The sequence below is a fragment of the Fictibacillus nanhaiensis genome (assembly GCF_019801215.1).
Lineage (GTDB): Bacteria > Bacillota > Bacilli > Bacillales > Fictibacillaceae > Fictibacillus > Fictibacillus nanhaiensis_C.
This window is the reverse complement of record NZ_JAHVJO010000001.1, coordinates 91,860-104,574: the sequence shown is the minus strand read 5'-3', so window position 1 is coordinate 104,574 and position 12,715 is coordinate 91,860. Positions and strand designations below refer to the sequence as shown.

The 12,715-nt window shown below is 38.7% G+C and carries 11 protein-coding genes, 1 pseudogene and 1 other annotated feature; of the genes and pseudogenes, 5 read left to right on the top strand and 7 right to left on the bottom strand.

Annotated features, from left to right (window positions below):
* Positions 1-3: 3 nt before the first annotated feature.
* The 3 genes from KUV80_RS00540 to leuS all read right to left on the bottom strand — a co-directional run bounded on the left by KUV80_RS00540 (position 4) and on the right by leuS (position 4,813).
* A complete protein-coding gene (locus tag KUV80_RS00540) occupies positions 4-1,923 on the bottom strand; it encodes a putative bifunctional diguanylate cyclase/phosphodiesterase (protein ID WP_222460745.1) in 1,920 nt (639 codons plus the stop codon).
* A gap of 150 nt (positions 1,924-2,073) precedes the next feature.
* The gene (locus tag KUV80_RS00535) at positions 2,074-2,376 is read right to left on the bottom strand and encodes a rhodanese-like domain-containing protein (protein ID WP_222460744.1); all 303 of its coding nucleotides are present in this window, start codon (positions 2,374-2,376) and stop codon (positions 2,074-2,076) included.
* Positions 2,377-2,392: 16 nt separating this feature from the next.
* Positions 2,393-4,813 (bottom strand): leucine--tRNA ligase, encoded by a 2,421-nt coding sequence (leuS, locus tag KUV80_RS00530; protein ID WP_222460743.1) that lies wholly within the window; start codon positions 4,811-4,813, stop codon positions 2,393-2,395.
* Between the two features lie 66 nt (positions 4,814-4,879).
* Positions 4,880-5,112, bottom strand: a binding site (T-box leader).
* Between the two features lie 232 nt (positions 5,113-5,344).
* Between leuS and KUV80_RS00525 the strand changes: the two genes are divergently transcribed.
* The gene (locus KUV80_RS00525) at positions 5,345-5,887 is read left to right on the top strand and encodes a biotin transporter BioY (protein ID WP_246625061.1); all 543 of its coding nucleotides are present in this window, start codon (positions 5,345-5,347) and stop codon (positions 5,885-5,887) included.
* A gap of 79 nt (positions 5,888-5,966) precedes the next feature.
* Here KUV80_RS00525 and KUV80_RS00520 read toward each other — a convergent pair.
* Positions 5,967-7,163 (bottom strand): annotated as a pseudogene (locus KUV80_RS00520) (MDR family MFS transporter).
* Between the two features lie 170 nt (positions 7,164-7,333).
* Here KUV80_RS00520 and KUV80_RS00515 point away from each other — a divergent pair.
* Positions 7,334-8,299: a TIGR01212 family radical SAM protein gene (locus KUV80_RS00515; protein WP_222460742.1), complete on the top strand. Its 966-nt coding sequence runs from the start codon at positions 7,334-7,336 to the stop codon at positions 8,297-8,299.
* The gene (locus tag KUV80_RS00510; protein WP_222460741.1) at positions 8,296-8,871 is read left to right on the top strand and encodes a class I SAM-dependent methyltransferase; all 576 of its coding nucleotides are present in this window, start codon (positions 8,296-8,298) and stop codon (positions 8,869-8,871) included. Before KUV80_RS00515 ends, KUV80_RS00510 begins: the two co-directional genes overlap by 4 nt.
* Positions 8,872-8,904: 33 nt before the next feature.
* Here KUV80_RS00510 and KUV80_RS00505 read toward each other — a convergent pair whose 3' ends face one another.
* On the bottom strand, positions 8,905-9,975 hold the full coding sequence (locus KUV80_RS00505) for a tetraprenyl-beta-curcumene synthase family protein (protein WP_222460740.1): 1,071 nt from the start codon (positions 9,973-9,975) through the stop codon (positions 8,905-8,907).
* Between the two features lie 29 nt (positions 9,976-10,004).
* The gene (locus KUV80_RS00500) at positions 10,005-10,805 is read right to left on the bottom strand and encodes an alpha/beta hydrolase (RefSeq protein ID WP_222460739.1); all 801 of its coding nucleotides are present in this window, start codon (positions 10,803-10,805) and stop codon (positions 10,005-10,007) included.
* Between the two features lie 131 nt (positions 10,806-10,936).
* Here KUV80_RS00500 and KUV80_RS00495 point away from each other — a divergent pair, with 131 nt between their 5' ends.
* On the top strand, positions 10,937-11,455 hold the full coding sequence (locus KUV80_RS00495; RefSeq protein ID WP_222460738.1) for a gamma carbonic anhydrase family protein: 519 nt from the start codon (positions 10,937-10,939) through the stop codon (positions 11,453-11,455).
* Here the strand turns inward: KUV80_RS00495 and KUV80_RS00490 are convergent.
* On the bottom strand, positions 11,445-11,816 hold the full coding sequence (locus tag KUV80_RS00490) for a VOC family protein (protein WP_222460737.1): 372 nt from the start codon (positions 11,814-11,816) through the stop codon (positions 11,445-11,447). The genes KUV80_RS00495 and KUV80_RS00490 overlap by 11 nt on opposite strands.
* A gap of 345 nt (positions 11,817-12,161) precedes the next feature.
* Between KUV80_RS00490 and KUV80_RS00485 the strand changes: the two genes are divergently transcribed.
* Positions 12,162-12,713, top strand: coding sequence for a phosphatase PAP2 family protein (locus tag KUV80_RS00485; protein WP_425307919.1), 552 nt, complete (start codon positions 12,162-12,164; stop codon positions 12,711-12,713).
* Positions 12,714-12,715 lie beyond the last annotated feature (2 nt).

The window sequence follows — 12,715 nt, the reverse complement described above, 5'->3', positions numbered from 1 at the left end:
CTGCTAATTGATTACCATATTCTCTTGAAGGATATTCTCTAATTCTTCTGGTTTAAGTGGCTTATAGAAATGATAGCCCTGGCCGAACAAGCATCCTTGTTCCAGTAAGAAATCAATTTGCTCGGAGCTTTCAATCCCCTCTGCAATAACATGAAAATTAAGGTTATGTCCCATATCGATAATCGTTTTAACGATCGCTCCGGCTTTTGTATCTGTAAGGATATCATCAATAAACATCTTATCAATTTTTAATGTATCTACTGGAAGCTTTCTCAAATAAGTTAAAGACGAATACCCTGTGCCAAAATCGTCAATAGAGATTCGTATTCCATTTAATCGTAATCGATGAAGTACTGGTAAAGTCTCATCCATACTTTGCATCGTAGTGCTCTCTGTAATTTCTAATTCTAGAGCTGATGGAGGGAAATGGGTTTCTGCTAATATACTTTCAACTTTCTCAACAAACGATTCTTCTAATAATTGTCTAACAGATATGTTAACAGAAATTAAAAGGTCACTGTATCCTTTTTTATACCATTCTACTCCTTGCAGGCATGCATTTTTTAGCACCCATTCTCCAATCGGTAAAATCATTCCGGTTTCCTCAGCGATTGGAATAAATTCAGCTGGGGAAATCATGCCTTCTTCTTCTTTGTCCCATCGAAGCAATGCTTCCACACCTAATATTTTTTTCGTATGGAATTGAACTTGAGGCTGAAACACAAGAAACAATTCATCATTCTTTAATGCTTTTCGAAGTCCGTGTTCCAGGTTTAACCTTCGTTCCATCTTACCGTCACGCTGCTCTGTAAAAAATTGATACGTGTTTCTTCCTCGTTCCTTAGCTAAATAAAGCGCTGAATCAGCTCTCTTTAATAACGTATCACTATCAGAGCCGTTGCCAGGATATAGACTTATCCCGATACTAGGCGTAGTGAAGACCTCTTGACCACTTAAAAGGAATGGCTTCGTAAACGAAAAGATTATGTCTTCAGCAATCGATTCAACTTCGCTTTCATCGAGAAAATCCAGTAATATGATAAACTCATCACCACTTCTTCGAAAGACTTTCCCTTTATCGCCAATTGTTAATTTTAATAAATTGGCTACTTTTTGTAATAACAAATCTCCAAAACTGTGACCAAGCGTATCATTCAGTACATTAAAACGATCTAAGTCTAAGTATAATAGAGCAATATTTCCTTGCTTAAGGTCCGCTTCTTTCATTTGTTGTTCAATCGTTTCCATAAAACCATTCCGATTTGGCAATCCTGTTAACTCATCGAAATAAGCCATATGTTCAATCGTCATTTCTGCTCGTTTACGTTCTGTGATGTCGATAAGAATGGAATTGAAATCGATCAATTCTTTCTTTTCGTTTAAAAATGGAATCCCACGGTCATGAATCCATCTAATTTCTCCATCCGGGCGCAAGATTCTGTATTCACTTGTTGCCACTACACCATTTTCGATTTCCAGTGCCCTCTTTTCGATAATGTTTAAGTCATCAGGATGAATGACTTTCTTCCAAAGATCCACATCGTCATAAAAAGCTTCCAGCGGATAACCGTAAAGTTTCTCGATTCCTGAAGTGATGAGTAGTTTGTTAGTCTGAAGATTATGAGACCAAATGGCAACATCAATGCTATCAAATACATTTTGGAGCTTTATTTTACTTGCTTCCAACTCTTCGAAAGTTTCCTTATGTTTTCTGATTTCTTGCTCAAGATTAACAGCATGACTATCTGTTTCTTTCAGCATTTTAAAAACAAATACTCCGAAAACGACAGCAACACTAATATTCATGATATATATCATCATATTTTGCACATATAGTAACCCTACAGCGCTCGCTATATGTATGGTAAACAATGTAGAAATTATGATGACCCATTTCTTCATTTTCGAATGTTTTGCTTCCATGAGAGCCTCCAGGGTATTAGATATACCCTTTTTATCGGTTAAATGTTAGCATTTTTCACACCATCTATGAAAATTTAAAATGAACCCTTTTTTTGATGACCTTTACCATAAAAAAACCCTATACTCGTAAGTGAGCATAGGGAAAGTTAATTAATCTTGATTGTACTCAAGCATTCCGCCAGTCATATTCTTTACCTTATATCCTTGATCTTGTAAAAAGAACGCTACATTCTCGCTGCGTCTGCCAGAACGGCAGATAATAATGTGCTCTTCGTTTTTATCAATCTCATTCAAACGGTCAGGAATCTCGCCCATCTTGATATGGGCAGCTTCAGGAATCTTTCCTTCTGCTATCTCCTCATCTTCACGAACATCTATTAAAGATACTTTCTTCCCCTCTTTTAAAAGTTGTTTTACTTCAGATGGGGAAATCTCTTTTAATTCAAATTCCATAAAATGACGGCCTCCTTTAATTAGCTACAATATTTACAAGTTTACCTGGTACAGTAATAACTTTTCGAATGGTTTTACCTTCGATGCTTTGTTGAACGGACTCTTCTTTTAATGCCACTTGTTCCATGTCTGGACCACTACTGTTTGCAGGAATTGTCATCTTCGCTTTTAGTTTGCCATTTACTTGAACAACAATTTCAACTTCATTTTCAACAAGTTGGGCTTCATCCCAAACCGGCCATGATGCATATGCGATGCTGCCTTCTCCACCTAGCATTTCCCAAAGCTCTTCACAAATATGCGGAGCGATTGGGGAAAGCATTTTAACGAATCCTTCCAGTAGATCTTTAGAAAGGACTTCTTGCTTATTTGCTTCATTAATAAACACCATAAGTTGTGAAATGGCTGTGTTAAAGCGCAGCCCTTCATAATCTTCTGTCACTTTTTTAACAGTCAGATGGTATAAACGGTTGAAGGATTCTGATGCCTTTACATCTTTAATCGCAGGGTTTACGCGCTGACCGTCTTCTGAAACAAGCAATCTCCAAACACGGTCCAGGAAGCGTCGAGCACCATCAAGCCCTGTCGTACTCCATGCGATTGAAGCGTCAAGTGGTCCCATAAACATCTCGTATAAACGAAGTGTATCAGCGCCATGACTTAGAACAATCTCATCTGGATTTACGACATTTCCTTTTGACTTACTCATTTTTTCATTGTTTTCACCAAGAATCATCCCTTGGTTGAAAAGTTTTTGGAAAGGCTCTTTTGTTGGAACAATTCCAAGGTCGTACAAGACTTTATGCCAGAAACGAGCGTATAGTAGATGCAACACAGCATGTTCAGCTCCACCAATATACATATCAACTGGAAGCCAGTGCTGTAATTTTTCTGGAGATGCCAATTGCTCGTTGTTTTTAGGGTCGATATATCTTAAGTAATACCAGCAGCTTCCTGCCCATTGAGGCATCGTATTTGTTTCACGACGGCCTTTCTTGCCTGTAACAGGATCAACTACATTTACCCACTCATCTACGTTTGCCAGCGGTGATTCTCCTGTACCTGAAGGTTTAATCTCTTTGACAACCGGCAGTAATAGAGGTAATTCGCCTTCTGAAACAGTTGTCATCGTTCCGTCTTCCCAATGAATGATCGGGATAGGTTCACCCCAATACCTCTGGCGAGAGAACAGCCAATCACGAAGGCGGTAAGTCGTCTTCTTCTCGCCTTTATCGTTTTCAGCTAACCATTCATTCATCTTTGCAATGGCTTCCGTTTTGTGCATGCCGTTTAAGAAGTCAGAGTTCACATGCACACCCTCGCCTGTATAAGCAGCTTCTGAAACATTTCCGCCCTCAACCACTTCAGCAATCGGAAGCTCGAATTTAACTGCAAACTCATGATCTCGTTCATCATGAGCTGGAACTGCCATAATAGCTCCAGTTCCATAGCTTGCTAGAACATAATCTGCGATCCAGATAGGAAGTTTTGCACCTGTTACAGGATGAATAGCGTAACTCCCCGTAAATACACCAGATTTTTCTTTGTTCAGCTCTGTACGCTCTAAGTCTGATTTTGTTTCGACTTGTTTTTGGTAGGAAGTTACTGCCTCAAATTGCTCATTCGTAACGATTTCTTTAACTAGCTTATTTTCAGGAGCAAGAACAAGGTAAGTTGCACCAAACAATGTATCCGGTCTTGTCGTGAAAACAGTAATTTTAGATGAGTGACCTTCTACGTCAAAATGAACCTCTGCACCCTCTGAACGCCCTATCCAGTTTCTCTGCATATCCTTCAAGCTTTCAGGCCAATCCAATTCGTTAAGATCTTCAAGAAGCCTATCTGCATATGCCGTAATTTTAAGCATCCATTGTTTCATAGGTTTGCGAACAACAGGGTGTCCTCCGCGTTCGCTCTTTCCATCGATTACTTCTTCGTTTGCCAGTACTGTTCCAAGTGCTTCACACCAGTTAACTGGTACTTCGTCTACGTATGCAAGACCTTTATTATACAGCTGGATAAAAATCCATTGTGTCCATTTGTAATACTCTGGATCTGTTGTATTTACTTCGCGATCCCAGTCATATGAGAAGCCCAGATCTTTTATTTGTCTTCGGAACGTATTAATGTTTTGTTCTGTAAACAAAGCAGGATCATTGCCCGTATCAAGTGCATATTGTTCGGCCGGAAGACCAAATGCATCCCATCCCATTGGATGAAGAACATTATATCCTTGCATGCGCTTCATCCGAGATAGAATATCTGTTGCTGTATATCCTTCCGGGTGACCAACATGAAGCCCTGCTCCTGATGGATAAGGAAACATATCTAGAGCATAAAACTTCTTTTTGTCATACTCTTCTTTTGTTTGGAACGTTTTGTTTTCCTCCCAAAAATGCTGCCACTTTTTCTCGATTGTTTTGTGGTTATAATACATAACCATTCCTCCTTCATAGACCCTTCTTTTCAAAAACATAAAAAAACCTTCCACCCCTAAAATTACATTAGGGACGAAAGGTTAGATCACATTATCATATGAACCTGCCGCGGTACCACCCTGATTAACGCAAATATCGCGTTCACTCAAAACTTACCATAACGCGGCGGGACGGCAAGTACTACTAGATTCACACTTGCAACTTAAGGGTGAGTTCAAAAAAGTCCGGGTTGACTTGCACCAGCCGTCAACTCTCTATAAACCATTCTTTTTTTACTACTCCCTCTCATCGTTGTTAACAAATAGAGATGTTAATTTGTATTTTATGAATTCTTTTTAAAAATGTCAAGGTTGTTTGAACGAATATAACCTATTTTTTCCTTCTCTAAACAGCCATCTCCTAATCTGTTATTTCACAACTTGACAAACCGTACGTGTCTGATTAAATTTATGTTAACCACAAAAATAAATATGTTAACAATTAAAGAAGGGGTGTATGGCATCGTGTATGCAACCAATGAAAAGTTAAAAATGTCTCTCTATGCCGCTTTAATGGCCGGAATCACTGCGATTCTAGCCCAGATGACGATTCCTTTGCCACTAGTCCCAATCACTGGGCAAACTCTAGCAATCGGATTATGTGCGACTATTTTAGGGAGTCGGTATGGTACTTTAGCCGTAGCCTTATATGTCGCAATGGGCGCAGTGGGACTTCCGGTATTCTCAGAAGCTAAAGGAGGCTTTTCTGTACTCGTTGGGCCTACTGGGGGATATATTTTTGGTTTTATTCTCACAGCTTATATTACAGGACTTATTTTAGAAAAGACACGCTTCACACTTGTCCCAGCAATTATAGCTAATATTATTGGAATGATCCTTACTTTAACACTCGGAGCTGTCCAACTAAAATTTGCAGCTGGACTGACATGGGAGCAAACTTTAGCAGCTGGTGTGACACCTTTTATTCTTGTTGGTGTTATTAAAGCGTTTTTAGCTTCTGTTCTAGGAATCACAATTCGGAAAAGATTATTGGCAGCAAGACTGCTTCCAAAAAACGAATCAAAGGCAGCATAATTTAAAAAAGGGCTGATACAACAGGCACTAAAATGTGCTCGGTGTGTATCAGCCTTTTTTAGTTACATCAAAACGTAAATTACAAAGCTGCTGGCTGCGGAGTTTCTTTTTTAATAGAATGTTTGTTTCGACTGTAAACAATAGTCAACATAAATGAGATAACAATCAACCCAATAATGGTTTGAAACAGCACATTAATATTGAAAAGATCAGCAATCATTCCTCCAAATAAAGGACCGAGCATCCTTCCTCCTGTTGCTGTACTGTTTACAATTCCTTGATAGAACCCAGCTCTTCCTTGCGGAGCCAGCTCAGCTGCAATGGAAGGAACGCCCGGCCATACGAGCATTTCACCAATTGTTAAAACGATCATTGCAATCATAAATCCGCTAAATTCTTTTGCATTTCCAACCACTACAAATGAAATGATAAAAATAACATACCCGACAAGGATTTGAGAGGTTGTAGAGTGCAGCCATTTTTTTAAGAAAAGGTTGACTAATGGCTGTCCGAGCACGATAAACAAACCGTTGACAGTCTATAATAAGCTGTACATCTTTAAGCTGACACCTAAATTTTGAGTGTAAGCTGCAATCGTGGATTGCCACTGAACATAGCCGATCCAAGCCAATAAATAGCCTCCGCACAAAATGAGTAAACCGACAAATGCCTGTTTATTTTGGATACGCTTTTTTTGAGAAAACACAGTCGGAACCGTTCCATCTTGTTTTTCATCTATCCCTTTAAACCCAAACATGACAATCATAAAAAAGATAAACGACAGTGAAGAACAACTAATGAATGAAATAGTAAAAGAATAAGACGCAGCTAACCCGCCTAACGCTGCACCTAATGCAACTCCTACATTTTGTGCGATATAAATTCTGTTGAACGCTTTTCTGCCGCCTTCTTTCCACATCGTTCCGGCAAGTGCATACATAGAAGGGAATACGATACCCATACCGAAGCCCATAAAGACGAGTAAGATGCTGTAAGACCAAAAATCATGAAACCAAATCAATAATAAAGAAGTAGTGAATGAAATAGACACACCTAGCAGGATGGTTACATATCCGCCGAGTCTGTCAAATAATATTCCACCCGTTAAATTTCCTACAATACCTGCACCAGAGTTTAGAAGCAAAACAATTCCGGCTACAGTTAAAGATTTACCTAAATGCTCGTGCATGAAAATTGTATTAATCGGCCAAAGAAAGCTCGAACCTGTTACATTTAACGCCATCCCAATTATAAGAAGCCAAACCTTCGCTGGCATGATGATTCCCCCGCTTACTGATGTTATCTTTCCATTTTCCCTAATGTATTTTAGTCTTTTTTCGAGCTATTTACAATGTACAAGAACTCTAATCCTTTTTTGGCGCTAAAGGCTTGAACATGCTACAATGCTTTATGGTGCTCATCACCGTATAGAAGGGAGTGAAAAGGATGACACACCTTTTAAATAAACCCGATTACTTTGGAGACAAACGATTTTTCTCTTGGAATCAGCATTTAAAATCCCACTTCGGTGAAAAAATAATAAAAATTCCACTCGACGGAGGTTTCGATTGTCCAAATCGGGATGGAAAAGCAGCTCATGGCGGCTGTACATTCTGTTCTCAGAGTGGTTCAGGAGATTTTGCAGGTAACCGTCGAGATGATATTATCACCCAATTTCATGCCGTGAAGAATCGGATGCACACAAAATGGAAAAAAGGGAAGTATATCGGATACTTCCAAGCTTTTACGAATACGTATGCGCCCGTGGAAAAATTAAAAGAACTGTATGAAACGGTCCTAGAACAAGAAGATGTCGTTGGACTGTCTATCGCAACTCGTCCTGATTGCCTTCCTGATGATGTAATTGAATATCTGGCTGACTTAAACAAACGCACCTATCTTTGGATCGAACTTGGTCTTCAGACCGTTCACGAACGAACTGCACTGTTAATTAATCGTGCACACGATTATCCGACTTATATAGAAGGTGTTAAAAAACTTCGTAAGCACAACATTCGAGTTTGTACACATATCATTAACGGGCTGCCGCTTGAAACTCCCGAGATGATGATGGAAACGGTACGTGAAGTCGCAAAACTCGACGTTCAGGGAATGAAGATTCATCTTTTGCACCTGTTGAAGAAAACCCCAATGGTAAAGCAATACGAACAGGGAATGCTAGAATTTCTAGATTTTGATACTTACGTGAAACTTGTATGTGATCAATTAGAAATCATACCACCTGATATGATGATTCACCGTTTAACAGGCGATGGACCTCCTGATTTATTAGTAGGACCTATGTGGAGTTTAAATAAGTGGAAAGTGCTAAACGCCATTGAAAGCGAACTTAAACAAAGAAACAGCTTTCAAGGGAAATTCTATCAGCCTAAGGAGGTACAATCTCTATGAAAATAGAAGGTGTTCTTCCTTTTGCCAGGACGTTGCTGCGTTCTTTTTGTGAGCCAGGTGATATTGTCATTGATGCAACGTGCGGTAACGGTAATGACACGTTGTTCTTATCAAAAATAGTAGGAGCAAATGGGCACGTGTATGCCTTTGATATTCAGAAACAAGCGATTGAGAGATCCAAACAGCGATTGACTGATCACCAATCGTATCCTAATGTAACCTTCATTCACGCTTCTCATGATAAGATGCTGGAACTGATTCCTGACTTTTCTGAAGGAAAAGTAGCAGCTGCCATTTTCAATCTAGGCTATCTGCCGGGCAGCGATAAATCCATCACAACGACAGGCACATCAACCGTCAATGCTATCGAACAGCTATTTCAGTTATTAAAAGTCGAAGGTATCATCGTCCTCGTCATTTACCACGGGCATGAGGAAGGCAAGCGGGAAAAAGAGATCGTCATGAACTATGTAAGTAATCTCGATCAGAAGCGCGCACATGTCTTAAAATATGATTTCATTAATCAAAAAAATGATCCCCCATTCATCGTGGCAATCGAAAAAAGAGGCTGATTCCAACATGTTTAACGTTAAATCAGCCTTTTCTTATGATAGAGACGGTTTCAGTTTTTGATAAACTTTTCGGTTCACATAAAAAAAGTAACTCGTAGCTCCCCCTACTTTAACAAGCTTAGAAGCCATCTTCTTAATAACCGGACAATCTGAGACTTTGCGATCTGCAAGATATATCCCGAGAAGTCCTCTTTGGATGAGCCGATGAAACTTTGAGTTCGGCAATTTTGCACAGCTTTTATCAGCTTTCTTTGCAAAATAGACCATTCGTTCAAGCATATGCTGTTCATTTTTGTAGTACGTACAGAAGTTTAGATCTCCTTCACGTTTATCTTCATTTTGATCAATAAAATAATCGAGCAAAATATGTAAGCCCTGCAACCAAGGAAAATAACCTTTTTTTATATTTATTGCAGATTCTTTTGTAAATTCACTTTCAAAAGCATAGCTCACTAAACAAAAGATTCCTAATGTAGATCCTGCACATGCTGAAAACTCATACCATGTGATATCAGGTAGGACAGATTGATATTCACCAAACCACTGAATAAGTCGAGGTTCCCTTTCCTGGATCACAACATGCTTGTGAACTTGTAGATCACAATAAATTTGGGCTAGTCCAATGAGTTCACTTGCGATATTTGGATAAGCGTTCATCTCTGATAAAACGTTCTGACAGGTCAGGACAAGACTCGCAAGATATCCTCCGTCATCATTTTCACTTCTGTATCTGTAATAATCGGTAGGCTTTGCTCCAGGACTTAAAGCATGAAACATACTTTCATGAAGAGCACGAAAATCCTTTTCATCTAAAGAAGTGCTGCGATCACAAAGGTTATCTAAATAATCACTTATCGTTTGATAAGCCACTACAAATTCCATTGCTTTAGTTTGATGTTTCCCGGCTAGCAATGTTAAGATCGCTCCACCTTCACAGTGAAACATCTTGTCAGAAATGCTGTTTAAAGCTTGTAACCTTAATTCAGGATTCGGTATTTTTTCAGCTTTATCTTTCCATTTTTTAAGCAGCTGGCTAACAGTAGGAAACACATTCGTGTAAACCGAGTACATTAATCCCCATGGGTGAACCGGAACTTTATTCATGTAAAGGCTCCTTTTGATTCAGTCTCTCTTTACCTTTTTCCTATATTGGATTCACTATGCAAAATTAAAAATCTTTTTACATATTCAAATACATTTTCCCGTTCAGGTTCGTTTAAAACTTCATGATAAAGGGAGGGAAATTCCTTATACCATTTTTCATCAAGGTTAACGCCGTTGAACCATTGCTTTACGGCCTCTTTATCTACGATCAAATCATCACCGGCTTGCAATAGCAATAAGGGGAGGTTCGGAAATTTTTTATATTGATCAAAAACATGTTTCATCGAAGCAGCCAATTCTCGATACCATCTAATAGATACTTTCTTTACAATCAATTTATCTTCTTTATCACGAATCCGAATCTCTTCGTTTCTCGTCGCACTGCCTTCTGGTAAGTTAGTTGCCAGCCTGATACCGGGTGCGATTTTATTTAACAAAAACGACATCGCATTTTTCCCTCGTGACGGATAATGAGCCAACCCAAGACAAGGTGAAGATAAAACGACTGCTTGAATGGCTAGCCGCTTTTCCATCAAAGTCCTGATTACAGCCAATCCACCCATACTATGACCTAAGATGTAAACGGGCAGCCTTAATTTTTGCGCCTCAGTGAACCAACTTTCTATCGAGAAAATATACTCATCAAAAGTATCAATGTGTCCTCTTCTTCTTGTTGTCGTACCTTGCCCGGGCAGATCTCCAGATACGCAATGAAAGCCTGAGTTATTAAGTTGTTTGATGACCCAATCATACCTTCCATGATGCTCGTTAGCTCCGTGTACGACTACAACTGTTCCAATGGCTTCTTTATCCGTTTTCCAAGTCCACATTCTAATCACCCTTTTCATATTTAAAAACTTGTTTTTTAACTCAATTACTACCTGAGTCTTCCTCATCTATTCATAAACGATGCGTTTTGCTAAACTATACGTAATGAAAATAAAAACAGGATGTGTATACCATGATTTATCCTTATTACGACAAAAAGCCAGCAATTTCAGAAACTGCATTTATTGCAGATTATGTTACGATCACAGGGGACGTTCAAATCGGTGAATACTCTTCTATTTGGTTCAACACTTCTATACGCGGTGATGTTTCCCCAACTATAATCGGAAATTATGTGAACGTTCAAGATAACTCCGTTTTGCATCAAAGTCCAAATCGTCCACTCCATATAAAAGATGGGGTAACAGTTGGTCATAGTGTTATTCTGCATAGCTGTATGATTGAAGAGAACGCTTTGATTGGCATGGGTTCACTTGTTCTCGATGGTGCACAAATTGGAAAGGGTGCATTCATAGGTGCAGGAAGCCTAGTACCTCCCGGGAAGATAATCCCCCCAAACACTCTTGCTTTTGGAAGACCTGCAAAGGTAATCAGAGAATTAACAGCAGAAGACATTCAAGATATGGATCGAATACGCCGTGAATACTATGAAAAGGGGCAATATTATAAATCACTGCAATCTAAGCGTTAAACTCAATCAGATTACCATCAGGATCACTTATAAAGACTTGGTGCCAATCTGTTTTATTTACTGGTTTATTTACGTATGTAATTCCATGATGGTCTAGTGTTTTTAACAACTCTTTCATATCCTCAACACGGACAGCAAAATGGCCGTCTCTACTATCGATATCAGTCGTGTTCCTTCTAGCCTTCCCTTTTGGATGAACAATTAAATGCAGTTGAGTGTTTCCAATATCATACCAGACGCCCGGAAAATCAAACTGGGGGCGTTTTTTATTTTGTTTAAAACCTAAAATTCCTTCATAAAAATCACTCGATTTCTCTAGATCAGTCACAAGAAGCGAGACATGATGTATGCCTTTATACATAAATTGTTCACCTCACCACAAAATTAGATTTGCACACTATTTTAACATAACTGCTGCCAAATTGATTAATTCGTGCTTAAACGTTTCTTATCTTACATTTCTTTAATAGTAACCATCAACTCCGATCTTTATCAGAAAGAAAATTCATGTACTCTTGGATATTTGTAGAGTTGCAGAAATCTACAAAGAGAAACCAGAACAAAACATTTCTGTTGTTGTAACTTGTCCACTAAAAATAGGTGGTTTGTTTCTTTATAAAAAATTTATATTTACTTCATTTCCCCCTAACAATTGGGATTTATTATTAACTTAACAAAAACAACATTTAGGGAAAAGGTGGTTATGATGACAAAAGTTATAGGCTGGCTATACGAAAAAGAGTGTTCTTATTTCCGTGTTATTAACGGCAGAATGCATCGCAGTTCTATGGACCGTTTTTTTCATGTGTGGACACACCTAGGAGGTGCAACTGCAACCATCACTACTGCAGTGCTTCTTTTACTACTTCTTCCTATGCATCTAAAATCTTGGGGCATCGTTTGTATGCTGTCGCTTATTGTTAGTCATATCCCTGTTGCCATTTCTAAAAAAATGTATCCTCGGCAACGGCCTTACGTAAGTTTGCCTGATACAAACATTGGAGAAAATCCATTAAAAGATCACTCATTTCCATCTGGGCATACAACTGCAATCTTCTCTATCGTAACGCCTTTAATTCTTTTGAACCCTTTTTTGGGTATGTTTTTAATCATTGTTGCACTTCTCGTAGCCATATCTCGTATGTATTTAGGTCTTCACTATCCTTCTGATGTTCTAGCGGGGATGATTTTAGGTATAAGTTCTAGCTTCTTTTCTTTATTTTTAGTGAATGCGTTTATCATGCCATTTTTCTTTTAAAA

Coding starts and splice junctions, on each gene's coding strand:
- KUV80_RS00540 (WP_222460745.1), bottom strand. CDS start 1,923: ATGGAAGCAAAACATTCGAAAATGAAGAAATGGGTCATCATAATTTCT.
- KUV80_RS00535 (WP_222460744.1), bottom strand. CDS start 2,376: ATGGAATTTGAATTAAAAGAGATTTCCCCATCTGAAGTAAAACAACTT.
- leuS (WP_222460743.1), bottom strand. CDS start 4,813: ATGTATTATAACCACAAAACAATCGAGAAAAAGTGGCAGCATTTTTGG.
- KUV80_RS00525 (WP_246625061.1), top strand. CDS start 5,345: ATGTCTCTCTATGCCGCTTTAATGGCCGGAATCACTGCGATTCTAGCC.
- KUV80_RS00515 (WP_222460742.1), top strand. CDS start 7,334: ATGACACACCTTTTAAATAAACCCGATTACTTTGGAGACAAACGATTT.
- KUV80_RS00510 (WP_222460741.1), top strand. CDS start 8,296: ATGAAAATAGAAGGTGTTCTTCCTTTTGCCAGGACGTTGCTGCGTTCT.
- KUV80_RS00505 (WP_222460740.1), bottom strand. CDS start 9,975: ATGAATAAAGTTCCGGTTCACCCATGGGGATTAATGTACTCGGTTTAC.
- KUV80_RS00500 (WP_222460739.1), bottom strand. CDS start 10,805: ATGTGGACTTGGAAAACGGATAAAGAAGCCATTGGAACAGTTGTAGTC.
- KUV80_RS00495 (WP_222460738.1), top strand. CDS start 10,937: ATGATTTATCCTTATTACGACAAAAAGCCAGCAATTTCAGAAACTGCA.
- KUV80_RS00490 (WP_222460737.1), bottom strand. CDS start 11,816: ATGTATAAAGGCATACATCATGTCTCGCTTCTTGTGACTGATCTAGAG.
- KUV80_RS00485 (WP_425307919.1), top strand. CDS start 12,162: ATGACAAAAGTTATAGGCTGGCTATACGAAAAAGAGTGTTCTTATTTC.